This window comes from Streptomyces sp. GESEQ-35 (genome assembly GCF_017948485.1).
GTDB lineage: Bacteria > Actinomycetota > Actinomycetes > Streptomycetales > Streptomycetaceae > Streptomyces.
Map to the genome: position 1 here is coordinate 341,944 of NZ_JAFFSX010000005.1, position 15,702 is coordinate 357,645.

Sequence of the window (15,702 nt, forward strand, 5' to 3'; positions counted from 1 at the left end):
GCCCGGGGACGTCCTTATGCCACCTGGTCGAAGAAGGTCAGCAGCGCATCGGGGGAGTCCGGGCCGGTCAGGGCCTGTTCCGTCCAGATGCACTTGCCGGTCGCGGTGTAGCGCGCGCCCCACCGCTGGGAGAGGGCAGCGACCAGTTGCAGACCCCGGCCGCCCTCGTCCGTCTCGGACGCCCGGCGGATCCGGGGCGTGGTGAGGCTGCCGTCGGAGACCTCGCAGATCAGGGTGCGACTGTGCAGCAGACGGAGCACGACCGGGCCCTTGGCATGGCGTACGACATTGCCCACCAGCTCGCTGACCAGCAGCTCCGTCGTCATCGCCAGATCGTCGAGGCCCCACTCGGACAGCTGCGCCCGGACCAGCTTGCGTGCCTCGCCCGCCGCCTGCGGCTCGGCGGTCAGCGGCCACACGGCGACCGACTCGGCCGACAGCCGGTTCACCCGCACCACCAGCAGCGCCGCGTCGTCGGCGGACTGCTGCTGCGCCGGGACCAGACCCGCGGTGAGCCGTTCGCAGAGCCCGTCGAGATCGTCCGCCCCGGCCCCGGAGAGCAGCTGCGCGAGATGGGCCATGCCCGCGTCGATGTCCCGGCTGGCGGACTCGATCAGACCGTCGGTGTACAGCACGAGGAGGGAGTTCTCCGGCAGGGTGACCTCGACGCTCTCGAAGGGCGGGTCGGCGGCGCCCAGCGGGGGATCCGAGGCCACCGCGGGGAACTCGACCGTGCCGTCGGGCCGCACGACGGCGGGTGGCGGATGCCCGGCGCAGCCGAAGGCACAGACGCCGGTGGTCGGGTCGTACACCCCGTACAGACAGGTGGCGTACGAGTCGTCGCCGAGCTCCGAGACGACGTCGTTGAGATGGGCCAGGATCTCGTCGGGCGGCAGTTCCAGATCCGCCAGGGTGTGTACGGCGGTCCGCAGCCGTCCCATGGTGGCCGCCTCCGGCAGTCCGTGGCCCATCACGTCGCCGATGACAAGCGCGACCCGGTCGCCGGAGAGCGGGATGATGTCGTACCAGTCGCCGCCCACGTCCATGCCCTGCCGGGCCGGCAGATAGCGCGCCGCGGACGTGCAGGCGGGCAGCGGCGGCAGCGTCCGGGGAAGCAGGCCGCGCTGTAGCTCCTGGGCGCGGACGTGTTCGGCGTCGAAGAGGCGGGCGCGCTCCAGGGCGTGCGCGACCAGACCGCTGATCGCGACCAGGAGCGTGCGTTCCTCGCCGGTGAAGCGGCGCGGCTGGTCGAAGGAGATCACGCACACCCCGGCCGGGTGGTCCGAGGCGATCAGCGGCAGGAACGCCCAGGCCGCCTTCCCGCCCGCCGCGGGCTGCCCGGCCAGCATCGGATAGCGGGCCGCGTACTCCTGCGGGGAGGTGAAGAACTGCGGGGTACGGCTGAACAGCGCGTCCGTGACCGCGCTCCGTCCCGTCACCGGAAGGTGGTCGACGAGGTCGATGAACTCCTGGGAGTAGCCGACGCTGCCGACGACCCGCGTCCGCTCGTCCTCGATGACCTCCATCATCAGCCCGGCCGCGCCGAACGGCGGCAGCACATGGCTGGCGACCGCGTCCACCACGTCCCGTGAGCTGATCGCCTTGGCGAGCGCCGCCGTCAGCTCGCCGATCCGGGCCGCTCGGTCGGCCTGGGCGCGGGCGGCCGCCTCGCGTTCGGTGTCGTGCATACGCTTCTCGTGGATGTCGGTGAAGAAGAAGGCCAGGCCGTCCGGGAGCGGGACCAGCCGCAGATGGCACCAGCGCCCGGTGCCGGGCGCCAGCAGGTCGAGACCCGAGGGCGTGGACCTCGCGACGGCCTCCTCGCACAGCGCCCGCAGCCCGGGAACCCGTAGTGCGGTGAGGTCGTCCCACACCAGCCGGCCGATCAGCTCCTGCCCGGCACCCAGGACCCGTTCGGCCTCCTCGTTGAGGAAGGTGATCCGCCACTGGTGGTCGAGGGTGAGGAAGCCGTCGCTCATGTGCCGCAGGGCACGGCTGATCGCGTCGCGGGCGCTGCGGGAGTCGGTGGAGTCCCATACGGTGCCGACCATGCCGACGGGTTGTCCGGTGTCCGCCAGCTTCACCCGGCCGCGCGCATGGACCCAGCCGATCGTGCCGTCCGGGCGGCGCACCCGGTACTCGGTGCCGTAGGAGCTCCGGTCGCGCAACGCCTTGTCGACCTCGGCGGCGACGAGCGGCCGGTCGTCGGGGTGGACGATGCCCAGCCAGGTCTCGGCCCGTCCGTCGAAGCCGTCGGGCTCGAAGCCGAGCACGGTCAGTCCGGCAGCGTCCAGATCCACCTCGTCGGTGGCCATGGTCCACTCCCAGGAGCCGACGTGAACGGCCTCGAGCGCCTGCCGCAGAAGAGTTCCGGGCTGCCGCTCCCAAGGAGCCGGCTCCTTGGGCAGCAGGGGGCGGTCCAGCCGTCCGGAGACCCAGGCGGCGACGGTGTGCAGGAAGGTCCACTGGGCGGGGCGGGGCGCATGACGGACGGTGGTCAGGACGGTGAGCGCGCCGAGCGGGCCGTCCGGGCCGGGCAGCGGAACGGTGGCGACACCGCGGTCCTCGCCCGGGCGTCCGCCGACGTCAGGGGCGTGTCCGGCGGGCAGCCAGATCCGGGTCCCCTCGCGCACGGCCCGGACCGGGGGCAGGTCGCCGTCGTCCGGGACGCGCTCCCAGGGTTCGGTCAGCGCCGTGGGCAGCCCGCTGCTTGCCAGCAGATGCAGTCCGCGCAGACCCTCGGGCCCACCGACGTGGACCATGCCGCCGACTCCGCGGAGCTCGGCGACAGCATGCTCCAGGGCGAGACGCAGCGCCTCTGTCACGGCCACGTCGTCGTCGATGGCGTGGAGTAGGGCCATCCGCCCGTGCATAACCTCAATATACGCAGAGTGTAAAATTTTCGTCATGCAACGGTGTGTCCCGTTTTTGCCGGGCCGCTTGACCGGCGAGGGGCTCCAACATCGCGTTCGCCGCGCCCTGTTCAGTCGGGCTTTCGACCGGACGCTCCGGCGCGCAGGCCGTCCATGACCAGGTCGAAGAGCCGGGCGACGCGGGCTTCCCAGTCGCCGTGCGGATCGATCTGGAACATGCCGGAGATGGCGAGGATGAAGTCGTCCGCGGTGACGCCCGGGCGGATGGTGCCGGCCTTCTCGCCGGCGCGGAGGATGAGTTCGGCCGCGGAGGTCACCGGGGTGTACTCGGGCTTCGCCGCGGCGCCCGGCGCGTTCGTGACCTGACGGATCGCGTCCGCCAGGCCGACCTTGGTCATGGCGAACCGGGCCAGCCGGTCCATCCACTCCCGCAGTGCCCGGTCCGGTTCCCGCGTCTCGAGCAACTGGGCCGCGCAGTCGGCGACCTGCTGGATCTCGTGGCGGTAGATCTCCAGGACCAGCGCCTCGCGGTGGGGGAAGTTCCGGTAGAACGTGCCCTGTCCGACGCCCGCCTTCTTGGCGATCGCGCTCAGCGGGGTGTCGGCGTCGCGGGTCAGCTCGACCAGCGCCACTTCCAGGATCCGTTCGCGGTTGCGCTGGGCGTCCGAGCGCAGCGGTGCTTCCTTCTTCTCCGCCACCGGTCCTCCTCGCGGACTCGCGTACGGGCCCGGCCTTGCTAAGCGGACAGCTGTCCGGTACGTTTCCTGATAGCGGACAGCTGTCCGGTTGGTTCCACCATAGCGGCAACCGAGCAGATCCAGCCACGTATAGAGCTGTCTCTCTTTCTCCTTACGCCTCCGAATCTTCTTGTACGCCTGTCTGCCGGATCGCCCTCTCGACGCGCTCCGGATCTGCGAAAGAAGGCTGATCATGGCTCCAGCCCCCACACCGACGTACAGCGCCATCACCCTGAACATCAACGGCGAGAAGCATCTGCTGTCCGTCGACCACCGCACCACCCTGCTCGACGCCCTGCGCGAGCGCCTTGATCTCACCGGCACCAAAAAGGGCTGTGACCAGGGACAATGCGGTGCGTGTACCGTCCTGATCGACGGCCGCCGAGCCGTTTCGTGTCTGCAACTCGCCGTGGCCGCCGAGGAACGTGAGATCACCACCGTCGAAGGACTGGCCGCAGGTGAACGGCTGCACCCTGTCCAGCAGGCGTTCCTCGACCTCGACGGCTACCAGTGCGGCTACTGCACGCCGGGCCAGATCTGCTCGGCCGTGGCGGTGATCGAGGAACACGCCGCCGGCTGGCCGAGCGCCGTCACCGACGACGTACGGCCCGAGGCGGGACCGCCGCCACTGACGGCCGATGAGATCCGCGAGCGGATGAGCGGCAATCTGTGCCGCTGCGGCGCGTACGTGTCGATCGTCCAGGCGGTCGCCCAGGCGGTCGCCCAGGCGGCCGCGGCGGACACGGAGACCACGGAGGCGGCGGCATGAGGGAGTTCGGATATCAGCGCGTGATCGATGTCTCCGGCGCCGTCGCGCTGCTCGACGCGGATCCGGACGCCCGCTTCCTGGGCGGTGGCACCAACCTCGTCGACCTGATGAAGACCGGCGTCGAGCGGCCCGCCCGGCTCGTCGACGTACGAGAACTGCCGCTGAACCGCATCGAGTTGACGCGCGAGGGAGCTCTGCGGATCGGCGCCACGGTCACCAACAGCGACCTCGCCGCCCACCCCGAAGTCCGGCGCCGCTACCCGGCGCTGACACAGGCGGTGCTGGCCGGCGCCTCCGGGCAGCTGCGCAACATGGCCACCGTCGGCGGGAATCTGCTCCAGCGCACCCGCTGCGGCTACTTCGCCGACGTGACCCAGCCGTGCAACAAGCGGGCCCCCGGCAGCGGTTGCCCCGCGATCGAGGGCGAGCACCACAACTCGGCGATCCTCGGCGCCTCCGACCACTGCGTGGCCGTACACCCGTCGGACATGGGCGTGGCGCTGACCGCCTTCGACGCGGTCGTGTCGTACGAAACCGCCGACGGGCCCGGCGACCTGCCGCTCGCCGACTTCTATCTGCCGGTGGGTGACACCCCGCACCTGGAGACCGCCCTGCCGCAGGGCGCGCTGATCACCGGGGTCACTCTGCCGCCCGCGTCGGTCGCCGCCCACTCCCGCTACCGCAAGGTGCGCGAGCGCGCCTCGTACGCCTTCGCGATCGGCTCGGTCGCCGCCGCGCTGGACGTCGAGGCCGGCGTCGTACGCGACGTGCGCCTGGCCCTCGGTGCGGTCGCGTCGCGGCCGTGGCGGGCCCGGGAGGCCGAGCGGGTACTGACCGGCGCACCGGCCGATGCCCGCACCTTCGAGGCCGCCGCGGACGCCGAACTCGCCGCCGCGACACCGCTGCCGCACAACGGATACAAGGTGACCCTCATGCGCAACCTGATGGTGGCCGTGCTGACCGAACTCGCCCAGGAGAACGTCCGATGACCACCGTGACCCCCTTGAAAGGCTCCGTCGGCACCGCGCACAGCCGCGTGGAGGGACGCGACAAGGTCACCGGCGCCGCCCGCTACGCGGCAGAGATCCCCTTCGCCGAACTCGCCCACGGCTGGCTGGTGTTGTCCTCGATCGCCCGCGGCCGCATCCGGGCGATCGACACCGACGCCGTCCTGGCGATGCCCGGCGTCCTCTCCGTCCTGCACCACGGGAACGCCCTGCACGTCGACACCGACTACGCGGGGTTCATGGGGATGGCGCCCGACCCGTCCATCGCGCTCTTCCAGCACGACCGGGTACCGCACGCGGGCTGGCCCGTGGCGCTGGTCGTCGCCCGCACCTCCGAGCAGGCGCGGGAGGCCGCCGAGGCGCTCGTCGTGGACTACGACCAGGAGCCGCACGACATCGCGTTCACCGAGGGGCGCCCGGACGCCTACCTTGCGACCGACACCCCGGTCGGCCCGGGGACGACGGCGAAGGGCGACCTGGAGGCCGAACTCGCCCGGTCCGCCGTCGTCGTGGACGCCGAGTACACCACGCCCGAGGAACACCACAACCCGATGGAGCCCCATGCGGCGATGGCCCGCTGGGACGGCGGCCGCCTCGAAGTCGTCGACTCCAACCAGGGCGCCATCTGGGTCCAGGGCGAACTCGCGAACCTGTTCTCGCTCGACCCGGCCTCGGTGCGCGTGCGCTCCGAACACGTCGGCGGCGGCTTCGGGTCGAAGGGTGTCCGCGCCCACCAGGTGGCCGCCGTGATGGCCGCGACCGTCCTCCAGCGCCCGGTCCGAGTCGTCCTGACCCGCCGTCAGATGTTCTCGCTGGTCGGCTACCGCAGCCCCACGGCACAGCGCATCAGGCTCGGCGCCGAACCCGACGGACGGCTGCGCGCACTCGAGCACCAGGCGCTGAACCAGTCCTCGACGGTCCACGAGTTCCTGGAGCCCAGCGCCATACCGGGACGCGTCCTGTACGACGCCCCGGCCCACCACACGGCCCACCGGATCGTACGGCTCGACGTGCCGACCCCGACCTTCATGCGCGCCCCGGGCGAGGCACCGGGGTCGTTCGCGCTGGAGTCGGCGCTCGACGAACTGGCCGAGAAGTGCGGCGTCGACCCGATCGACCTGCGTGTCCGCAACGAACCCGAGACCGGGCCCGTGTCCGGGCTGCCCTTCGCCGGCCGCGATCTGCTGGCCTGCTTCCGGGAAGGCGCCCGGCGCTTCGGCTGGGCGGACCGCGATCCGCGCCCCGGCGTGCGCCGCGACGGCCGCTGGCTGCTCGGCACCGGCACGGCCGCGTGCACCTTCCACGCGGGCGCCGTTCCGTCCACGGCGGCGCTGACCGCGGAGGCGGACGGCCGCTTCACGGTCCGGATCTCCGCGGCGGACATCGGCACCGGTGCCCGGACTGCCCTCACCCTGATCGCCGCCGACGCGCTGGAGGTGACGCCGGAGCGTGTCGACGTCCTGATCGGGAACAGCGACTTCGGACCGGCGATGATCGCGGGCGGTTCCATGGGCACCACCTCCTGGGCCTGGGCGATCACGGCCGCGGCGGACGAACTGCGCGAGCGACTCGCCCCGGGCGCCGACATCCCGCCCGAGGGCATCACCGTCCGCTCGAACACCATGGAGGCCATCGCCGCCCTCCCGCAGAAGGAACGGCACTCCTACGGCGCCCACTTCGCCGAGGCCGCCGTCGACGTCGCCACCGGCGAGGTGCGTGTCCGCCGGATGCTCGGCATCTTCGCGGCGGGCCGGATCGTCAACCCGCTCACCGCCCGCAACCAGTTCGTCGGCGGGATGACCTGGGGCATCTCCATGGCCCTGCACGAAGAGGCGGTCCGCGACCCGGCCTCGGGCGCCCATGTGGGCGCCGACCTCGCGGGCTACCACTTCGCGGCCAACGCCGACGTCCCGCACATCGAGGCGGACTGGCTGCCGGAGGACCCGGACGACCACGACCCCGTCCGCATCAAGGGCATCGGCGAGATCGGCATCGTGGGCGCCGCGGCGGCCGTCGCCAACGCCGTCTGGCACGCGACCGGCGTACGCCACCGCAACCTGCCGATCCGCCCCGACCGCGTGCTGCGGGCAGGCCGAGATGCTTGACCTCGCCTCCGAGCTGACCCGGTGGGCCGACGAGGGCCGCGACTACGCCGTCGCCACGGTCGTGTCCGTCGGCGGCAGCGCACCCCGCCCGCCCGGCGCCGCCCTGGCGGTCGACAGCACAGGCACAGTGATCGGCTCGGTCTCCGGCGGCTGCGTGGAGGGCGCGGTCTACGACCTGTGCATGCAGGCCCTCGAAGACGGCGAGACGGTCGTCGAGCGCTTCGGCTACAGCGACGAGGACGCCTTCGCGGTAGGGCTGACATGCGGCGGCGTGATCGATGTCCTGGTCACGCCGATCACGCGGGATGCGCCGGACAGGCAGTTGTACGAGGCGGCACTGTCGGCGGCGGCGCAGGGGGAGCCGACGGCGCTGGCCCGGGTGATAAGCGGACCGACCGAACTTGTAGGCAAGGCTGTGGCAGCGCCCCGAAAGGGGCGCGGGGAACTGCGCGACCAGCCACAGCCGACCCGCACCCGACCCACAACCTTCCCCACGGATCGCATCACCGCCGAGACCCTAACCACCCTGACCACCGGAGGTACCCGCACGGTCGAAATCGGCGAGGACGGATCAAACTGCCCCGGCGGCCTCACCCTCTTCATCGAGACCCGTGTCCCCCCACCCCGCATGATCGTCTTCGGCGCGATCGACTTCGCCGCCGCCCTCGTCCGCACCGGCAAGTTCCTCGGCCACCACGTCACCGTGTGCGACGCCCGCCCCGTCTTCGCCACCCGCGCCCGCTTCCCCGAGGCGGACGAGATCGTGGTCGACTGGCCGGACCGCTACCTCCGGAACACGGAGACCGACGCGCGCACGGTCCTGTGCGTGCTGACCCACGACGCCAAGTTCGACGTACCGCTGCTGGAGACGGCGCTGCGGCTGCCGGTCGCGTACGTCGGCGCGATGGGCTCCCGCCGCACGCACGCCGACCGTGAGCGGAGGCTGCGCGAAGTGGGGCTCACAGAGGGCGAGTTGGCACGGCTCCGGTCACCCATCGGCCTCGACCTCGGCGCCCGTACGCCGGAGGAGACGGCTCTCTCCATCGCGGCGGAGATCGTCGCGACCCGGCGGGGCGGGACGGGTGCACCGCTGACCGGCTCGGGGAGGCCGATTCACCGTCCCACAGTGATCACGACAGGTGAGGCGGCGCGGCTGCCGCGGGGCGCGAAGGCGGTGGTGTAGCCGGACTCGCCGCCATGGACGTACGGCTCAGGCGCGCGGTCCGTCGGTCTGCTCGGCGTTCTTCTTCTTGATGCGGGCCGCTTCCTTGCGGACCTCGGCCTGGGTGGCGCGCTCCTTCTCCAGCCAGTCGGGCATGTCCTTTTTCAGGGACTCGATCTGCTCGGTGGTGAGGGGCTCCGTGATCCCGCCGCGCCCCAGACCCGCGATGGACACGCCGAGCTTCGCCGCGACGACCGGACGCGGGTGCGGGCCGTTGGCACGCAGCTCCTCCAGCCACTGCGGCGGATCGGCCTGGAGCGCGTTCAGCTCGGCACGCGAGACGACACCCTCCTGGAACTCGGCGGGGGTGGCCTCAAGGTACACACCCAGCTTCTTCGCCGCGGTCGCGGGCTTCATCGTCTGGGCGGTCTGGTGCGACTTCATGCTGTCAAGACTAACGACCGGGCAGGAGACCTCCGACCACGCCGGGTAACCTGGCGGAGTGACAGGCTCGGAAAGTTCCCCCTCGTTCCGGCTGGCGTACGTCCCCGGGGTGACGCCCGCCAAGTGGGTGCGGATCTGGAACGAGCGCCTGCCCGACATCCCGCTGACCCTCGTCGCCGTACCGGCCGCGGACGCATCCGACGTCCTGCGCGGCGGCGACGCCGACGCGGGTTTCGTACGGCTCCCGGTGGACCGTACGTTCTTCAGCGCGATCCCCCTCTACACCGAGACGACGGTCGTCATGGTTCCCAAGGACCACCTGGTGACCGCGGCCGAGGAGGTGTCCGTCGAGGATCTCGCCGACGAGGTGCTGTTCCACCCCCTGGACGATGTCTTCGACTGGGAGCGCCCGCCCGGACGGCCCGCCGTCGAGCGGCCCGCCACCACGGAGGACGCCGTCGAGCTCGTGGCGGCGGGCGTCGGCCTGCTCGTCGTACCCCAGTCGCTCGCCCGTCTGCACCACCGCCGGGATCTGACCTATCGCACGGTCGTGGACGCCCCTCAGTCGAGCGTCGCCCTGTCCTGGCCCGAGGAGGCGACCACCGACCTGGTGGAGGACTTCATCGGCATCGTCCGCGGGCGGACGGTCAACAGTACGAGGGGCCGTACACAGCCCGCCGCTCAGCCTCAGCCGAAGGGCAAGCGCCCCGAGGCCGCCGCCGCGCGACGCAAGCCCAGCGGCGGCGCCAAGGGCACACGGGGCGCGAGGGACGCGAAGCGCGGCAAGCCCCGTCGCCGGTCCTAGTCACCACCGGGTCAGCTTGATCAGGGCACGTACGACGCCGTCTCCGCCGTGCTCACGACGGTCTGCCCGTTCGACCGGCTGAGCAGGCCGGCCGACACCCATGCGGTCACGGTGGACCGGACGCGCGCGACCAGCGCGGCCTTGTCGGTGAAGGGGGCCCCGGCCCAGACCTCGTCGAGGAGTGTGGTGCCGTCGGTCTTCGCCGGGTTCGGCACGCCGGAGTCCGTGGTGCCGAAGACCACCCTGGGCTCCGCGCGCCGGAAGTAGGCGTGCGTCCGATCCTCGGTGCCCTCGAAGAAGGGGGCGAACTCCGTGCCGTCGAGCGTGTAGTGGAGCGGTCTGCCGCTGACCGGGGAGAGCGAGGGCAGCAGATCGCCGGAGAGGGCGGCGTTGCGGTACAGGCCGAACTGGAGCTGGCTCGTGGCCGAGTTGCGGGCGAGCAGGTTCACCGGACCGTAGAACAGGGTCTGAAGGGACGGATCGTCGAGGGCCTTCTCGACCCGGAGCCGGAAGGGGACGGTGACGCGCACGGTGTCACCGCCGCGCCAGGTGCGGGAGACGGTGACATAGCTGCCGGCCGTCGGAGTCCCGGACACCGCACTGCCGTTGACGGTCACCCGGAAGCCGCGGGTCGCCCAGGACGGCACCCGCAGCCGCAACTCGAAGGAGGCGCTGCCGCCGCCGATGGTGAGTGTGCTGCCCTGCTCCCTGGGGTAGTCGGTGGTCTGGGTGACCGTGACGCCCTTCTCCGCCCAGGTCAGCGTGGAGGGGCTGTACAGGTTGACGTACAGGGCGCTGCCGTCGGCCTTCTTGAAGTACACCGAGTCCTGGTACTTCGTGGCGCTCTCCATACCGGTGCCCTCGCAGCAGGTGGTGCCCTGCTTGGGCGTGTAGTCCCGGACATGACCGGGCGTCAGCCCGATGAAGTACGTGACGAGCGGCTTCTCCGCGTCCGCCTTGTCCTGCTTGGAGCCGAGCACCTGGTTGTAGAGGGCCCGCTCGTAGTAGTCCATGTACTTCGGGTCCTGTTCATGGAAGAACAGCGTCCGGCTCAGCTTCAGCATGTTGTACGCGCAGCAGCTCTCGGCGGTGGTGTCGCCGATCGTGCCCGCGATCACGCCCCTGGCCCGCCAGAACTCCCCGCTGCTGGTGCCGCCGATGCCGTACATCCGCACCGGTACGACCATGCCCCAGAAGTTCTTCGCGGCGGTGAGGTAGCGCGTCTCGCCCGTCGCGTCGTACAGCCGGATCAGCCCCGTGAAGATCGGTATGTGCTGGTTGGCGTGCAGCCCGTCGAGGGTGTCGGTGTTCGCGGCACAGGCGTCGATGAGCTTGTCCAGGTCGAACAGACGGGCCAGCGCGAGGTGTTCGGCCTTTCCGGTGAGCGCGTGCAGGTCGACGATCGTCTCGACGATGCCGCCGAACTCGCCACTGGAGAACAGCCCCCACATGCGTTGCAGCGTGGCGGCGGGCAGCCCGGACAGCCGGGAGTACATCCAGTCGCACATGCCCGACGCGAGGTCCAGCGCCCGGGCGTCGTCCGTGGCGAGATGCGCGTCCAGCAGCCCCCGGAGGATCTTGTGGGCGGTGTAGTACGGCGCCCACACCCGCGTGTAGTCGCTGGCCGTCATCGACTCCAGCTGGATGAACTGCGTCTCCGGGTACGCCGCCAGGAACCCGGGATGGCTGGGCGCGCCCCAGGTGCGGCGCAGGGTGGCGGTCAGCGCGCGGCCGGAGGCGTCGGCGAAGGTCGAGCCGGTGGTCTCGTCGAAGGCGTACGACGCCAGGGTGCCGCGTCCGGCCGAGGTGTCGGCGGCCCGGCTGCTCTGCAACTGCGTGATCTCGGCGGCGGACAGGGCGCGCGACCAGAGGTTGAACTCGTCGAAGGCGCCCGCGAAGACCGGGTCGCCGACGAAGTTGGAGCGGCCGAGCCAGTTGTTGGCCGGCGTGCCGAGGGCCGCCGGGGTGAGGGTCATCGCCGTGTTCTGCGCCACGGCTGTGCCGTTGACGTAGAGGGTGCCGGTGCCGCCCGCGATCGTCACCGCCAGGTGGCTCCACTGGTTCAGCGGCAGCGCTGCCGTGCCGTCGATGCCCTGCTCGCCGCCGGGTCCGCTCGTCGTGACGGCGAAGCGGGGCACGCCGTTCGCGTTGCGCGCGGCGAGGTAGAGGTACCGCGTGGTGTCGTTGCCGAAGTCGAAGATCCGGGCCCAGTTGCCGTCGTGGGTGGGCTTCACCCAGGCGGACAGGGTGATCGCGGAGGCGCCGCCCAGGGCCGCGGAGGGGAGATCGACGTACTGGTAGGAGCCGCGGACGTTCTCCGCCGCGGTGCCGAACTTCCCCGCGGCCTTCAGCACCACGGGAGCGTGGCGCAACGCCTCGCGCACCTCCGTCAGCGCCCCGACCATGGTGCTGATCCTGTCGGCGAAGACCTGCTCCCCGGTGCCGGCGAAGGCCTGGGACAGCATGGTCATGAAGTGCCCGGTGTAGTGCCCGCGCAGATTGCCGTTGGCCTCGCCGTCCAGCCCCTCCCAGCCGCCGGGCGCGACCGCGCCGCCCGTGGCGAGACCGGCGTTGGCGCGGAAGACCTGGAGCAGCCGGTTCACGTCGTAGCCGCGGGCGTGGTCCAGCATCAGCTGCCGCTTGCCGGCGAACACGCCCGGCCGGAGCTGCACTTCGTCGAGTGCGAACGGCTGCGTGGTCCAGGTGGCGGGTGCGTCGGCCGCGGCGGGCGCGTCCTGTGCGGCGGCGGCCCGGCCGGAGGCTGCGAAGGAGGGTGCCGGGGTCGTGGCCGTGAGTGCCGCGGCCTGGAGAAGGAATCGTCTGGAGAGGGGCGGTGCCATGTGTGCTCCTCCGCGAATCGACTTGCGTGGGTCGATATTTCGAACGGTGTGCGAGTAATCGACCAGACGATAGGGAGGGGGCGGAAAGGCGTCAACGGGTCGGGAGCGTTCGGTTCCGGCCGATTGCGTCCGGCGCCGAGCGCGAGGTTGCCCCCGCCAGGGGTGGCCCTCAGGTGGCAGAATCTGGCCTGTGGATTGGGGGATCCTCGAGCGCGAGCCCGAGCTGCTGCGACTGGCCGCGGCCGCACAGGAGGCGGCGGACGGGGCCGGATCTGTGGCGCTCGTCTTCGGAGAGGCCGGTATCGGCAAGTCGAGCCTGGTGAAGGCGATGCCGGACCGGCTGCCCGGCGGGGCGCGCATCCTGGTGGGCCAGTGCGACGACCTCGCCACCCGGCGCCCCCTCGGCCCGTTCCGTGACCTCATCGGCAGCGTCGGTGCCGAACTGGCGCAGGCCGTGATGGAGGGCGTCGACCGGCATCGGGTGTACGAGGCCCTGCTGGGGGAGTTGGCCGGCGTACCGCGTCCGGCGGTGCTCGTCGTCGAGGACGTCCACTGGGCCGACGAGGCGTCGCTGGACGCCCTGCGGTTCCTGGTACGCAGAATGGAGCGGTTGCCCGCGGTCCTCGTCCTCACCTACCGGGACGACGAGTTGAGCCGCGAGCATCCCCTGCGGCACCTGCTGGGCCAGGTGTCCCGCGCGGACCGGGTGCACCGCCTGCCGCTGGCCCGGCTGTCCCGGGACGCGGTGCGCACCCTCAGCGCCGCCAGCCGCCTCGATCCGGCGCAGGTGTACGACGTGACGTCGGGCAACCCCTTCTTCGTCGCCGAGGTCGTCGCGGAGGGCGGCACCGCGGGAGTGCCCCCCACGGTCGTGGACGCGGTGCTGGCCCGGCTGCGCGGACTGGACGGTCCCACCGTGGACGCCCTGGAGCAGCTCGCAGTCGTCCCCTCGGCGGTCGAACGCACCCTCGTGGAAGCGCTCTTCGCGGACGGCGCCGCCGTACCGAGCGGGCCTGGTGAAGCGCCCCGCAAGGGGCGCGGGGCTGTATCGAACAGCGGCTCCGCCGCGATGGGGGTCCCCCCGCTCGAGCGAAGCCGAGAGTGGGGGAGCGACCAGCCCCCACCGACCCGCAGTGAACGACCCGCATATCCAGCGGAGCGCCTCGCGGCGGCCGAGCAGCGCGGCCTGCTGGCGGTGACCCCGGAGCGCGTCGCGTTCCGGCACGAGCTGATCCGCCGCGCGGTCGCCGACTCCCTGCCCGCGGCACGTCGGATCGACCTCGACCGCAACGTCCTCGCGGCGCTCGTCGCCCGGCCCGGCTCCGATCCCGCCCGCATCGTCCATCACGCCGCCCAGGCCGGCGATCGCGACGCCGTCGCCCGCTACGGACCCGACGCCGCCCGGGACGCCTCCGGCGCCGGCGCCCACCGTGAGGCCGCCGCCCACCTGCGGCTCGTCCTGCGCGAACGGCACCGCTACGCCCCGGCCGAACTGGCCGACCTCCTCGAACGCTACGCGGTGGAGAGCTACACCATCGCCGACTCGGCCGCCGCCGTCACCGCCCAGCGGGACGCCGTAGCCCTGCGCCGCTCCCTCGGCGACACCCTCGCCCTCGGCTCCGACCTGCGCTGGCTGTCCCGGATCCACTGGTGGGCCGGCGATCCCGAGCAGGCACAGGCGGCCGCGCGGGAGGCCATCGCTGTACTCGAACACGCAGGTGACGACCGGCTGCTGGCGCTCGCCCTGAGCAACACCTCGCAGCTGCGGATGCTGGCCGACCGGTACGCCGAGGCGATCGCGTACGGCGAGCGTGCCATCGAGCTGGCCCGCAAGGCCGACGACCCGGCGATCCTCGCGCACGCCCTCAACAACGTGGGCAGCGCCCGCTGGAAGGGCGGAGACCCGGGCGGACGCGCGCAGGTGGCGGAGAGCCTCGAGGTGGCGCTCGCCGCGGGCGAGGTCGAGCACGCCTGCCGGTCCTACGCCAACATCATCTGGAGCCTGCTGGAAAACGCCCGGTACACCGAGGCCGATGCCTTCCTGCCCCCGGCGATGGAACTCGCCGAACGCGCCGAACACGTCGGCTTCCTCAACTATCTGCACGTCGAGCTGGCCATCCGCCGGCTCGCGGCCGGGGACTGGGACGACGCCGAGAAGCACGCCGAGTTCGGCATGCACGACTTCGTCCCGGCCCGCTGTCCGGCGCTCACCGTGCTCGCCCGCGTCCGCACCCGGCGCGGCCGGCCCGGCGCCGACGAACTCCTCGAAGAAGCCTGGAAGATCGCCGTGCACACGGGCGAGCTTCAGCGCACGGTTCCGGTGGCGGCCGCGCGGGCGGAGGCGGCCTGGCTGCGCGGGGACCACACGGCCGCGGCAGAAGCCGCCGGACCGGTCCACGCACAGGCCCACCGCCTCGCGGTCGGCCCCTACCAGGCCGAACTCGGCTACTGGCTCGCCAAGGCCGGACACCGGGTGCCGGCCGGCGGCTCGGACCATCCGTACGCCGTCCAGGCCGCCGGAGACTGGCGCCGGGCGGCGGCGCTCTGGCGGGCCGCGGGCTGCCCGTACGAACACGCCGCCGCACTCGCGGAAAGCCCCGACCCGGCCGACAAACTCACCGCGCTCGCCGCCCTCGACACGCTCGGCGCCGAGCCACTGACCCGCCTGATCCGCGCCGAACTGCGCCGGCTCGGCGTCCCCCATATCCCCCGTGGTCCGCTCGCGGCCACCCGGGGAAACGCCGCGGGCCTCACCGAACGCCAATTCCAGGTCATGCGACTGCTGGCGGAGGGCCTGACCAACCTCGAGATCGCCGACCGGCTCTTCGTCTCGGTGCGCACGGTCGACAACCACGTACGTGCCGTCCTGGACAAGCTGGACGCCCCCACCCGACGGCAGGCGGCCGCGCGTGCGGCGGAGCTGGGCCTGCTGGCGGGACCCGACATATAGGTCGAGACTG

10 protein-coding genes are annotated in these 15,702 nt (G+C 72.0%); 6 read left to right on the forward strand and 4 right to left on the reverse strand.

Annotated features, from left to right (window positions below):
• Positions 1 to 14 precede the first annotated feature (14 nt).
• Together KCH87_RS13170 and KCH87_RS13175 are read right to left on the reverse strand one after the other, a co-directional pair.
• Positions 15 to 2,861 carry a SpoIIE family protein phosphatase gene (locus KCH87_RS13170; protein ID WP_247196122.1) on the reverse strand — a complete coding sequence of 949 codons (2,847 nt, stop codon included), beginning with the start codon at positions 2,859 to 2,861 and terminating at the stop codon, positions 15 to 17.
• 122 nt (positions 2,862 to 2,983) lie between these two features.
• Positions 2,984 to 3,571 (reverse strand): TetR/AcrR family transcriptional regulator, encoded by a 588-nt coding sequence (locus KCH87_RS13175; RefSeq protein ID WP_210586204.1) that lies wholly within the window; start codon positions 3,569 to 3,571, stop codon positions 2,984 to 2,986.
• A 232-nt stretch (positions 3,572 to 3,803) separates the two neighbouring features.
• Here KCH87_RS13175 and KCH87_RS13180 point away from each other — a divergent pair, with 232 nt between their 5' ends.
• From KCH87_RS13180 to KCH87_RS13195, 4 genes are read left to right on the forward strand one after another with little or no spacing between them, the layout of a single operon-like run.
• Positions 3,804 to 4,379, forward strand: coding sequence for a 2Fe-2S iron-sulfur cluster-binding protein (locus tag KCH87_RS13180; protein WP_210586205.1), 576 nt, complete (start codon positions 3,804 to 3,806; stop codon positions 4,377 to 4,379).
• Positions 4,376 to 5,368 (forward strand): xanthine dehydrogenase family protein subunit M, encoded by a 993-nt coding sequence (locus tag KCH87_RS13185; RefSeq protein ID WP_210586206.1) that lies wholly within the window; start codon positions 4,376 to 4,378, stop codon positions 5,366 to 5,368. The genes KCH87_RS13180 and KCH87_RS13185 overlap by 4 nt, the downstream gene beginning before the upstream one ends.
• On the forward strand, positions 5,365 to 7,491 hold the full coding sequence (locus tag KCH87_RS13190) for a xanthine dehydrogenase family protein molybdopterin-binding subunit (RefSeq protein WP_210586207.1): 2,127 nt from the start codon (positions 5,365 to 5,367) through the stop codon (positions 7,489 to 7,491). The genes KCH87_RS13185 and KCH87_RS13190 overlap by 4 nt, the downstream gene beginning before the upstream one ends.
• Positions 7,484 to 8,674: an XdhC family protein gene (locus KCH87_RS13195; RefSeq protein WP_210586208.1), complete on the forward strand. Its 1,191-nt coding sequence runs from the start codon at positions 7,484 to 7,486 to the stop codon at positions 8,672 to 8,674. Before KCH87_RS13190 ends, KCH87_RS13195 begins: the two co-directional genes overlap by 8 nt.
• Positions 8,675 to 8,701: 27 nt before the next feature.
• Here the strand turns inward: KCH87_RS13195 and KCH87_RS13200 are convergent, their stop codons facing one another.
• Complete coding sequence (locus tag KCH87_RS13200; RefSeq protein WP_210586209.1) at positions 8,702 to 9,097, reverse strand: DUF5997 family protein; 396 nt, start codon at positions 9,095 to 9,097, stop codon at positions 8,702 to 8,704.
• 58 nt (positions 9,098 to 9,155) lie between these two features.
• Between KCH87_RS13200 and KCH87_RS13205 the strand changes: the two genes are divergently transcribed.
• Positions 9,156 to 9,902 carry a LysR family transcriptional regulator substrate-binding protein gene (locus KCH87_RS13205; protein WP_210586210.1) on the forward strand — a complete coding sequence of 249 codons (747 nt, stop codon included), beginning with the start codon at positions 9,156 to 9,158 and terminating at the stop codon, positions 9,900 to 9,902.
• A gap of 20 nt (positions 9,903 to 9,922) precedes the next feature.
• Here the strand turns inward: KCH87_RS13205 and KCH87_RS13210 are convergent, their stop codons facing one another.
• Positions 9,923 to 12,742, reverse strand: a complete 2,820-nt coding sequence (locus KCH87_RS13210) for a beta-L-arabinofuranosidase domain-containing protein (protein WP_210586211.1) — start codon at positions 12,740 to 12,742, stop codon at positions 9,923 to 9,925.
• Positions 12,743 to 12,932: 190 nt separating this feature from the next.
• Between KCH87_RS13210 and KCH87_RS50410 the strand changes: the two genes are divergently transcribed.
• A complete protein-coding gene (locus tag KCH87_RS50410) occupies positions 12,933 to 15,692 on the forward strand; it encodes an AAA family ATPase (RefSeq protein WP_210586212.1) in 2,760 nt (919 codons plus the stop codon).
• Positions 15,693 to 15,702: the final 10 nt, after the last annotated feature.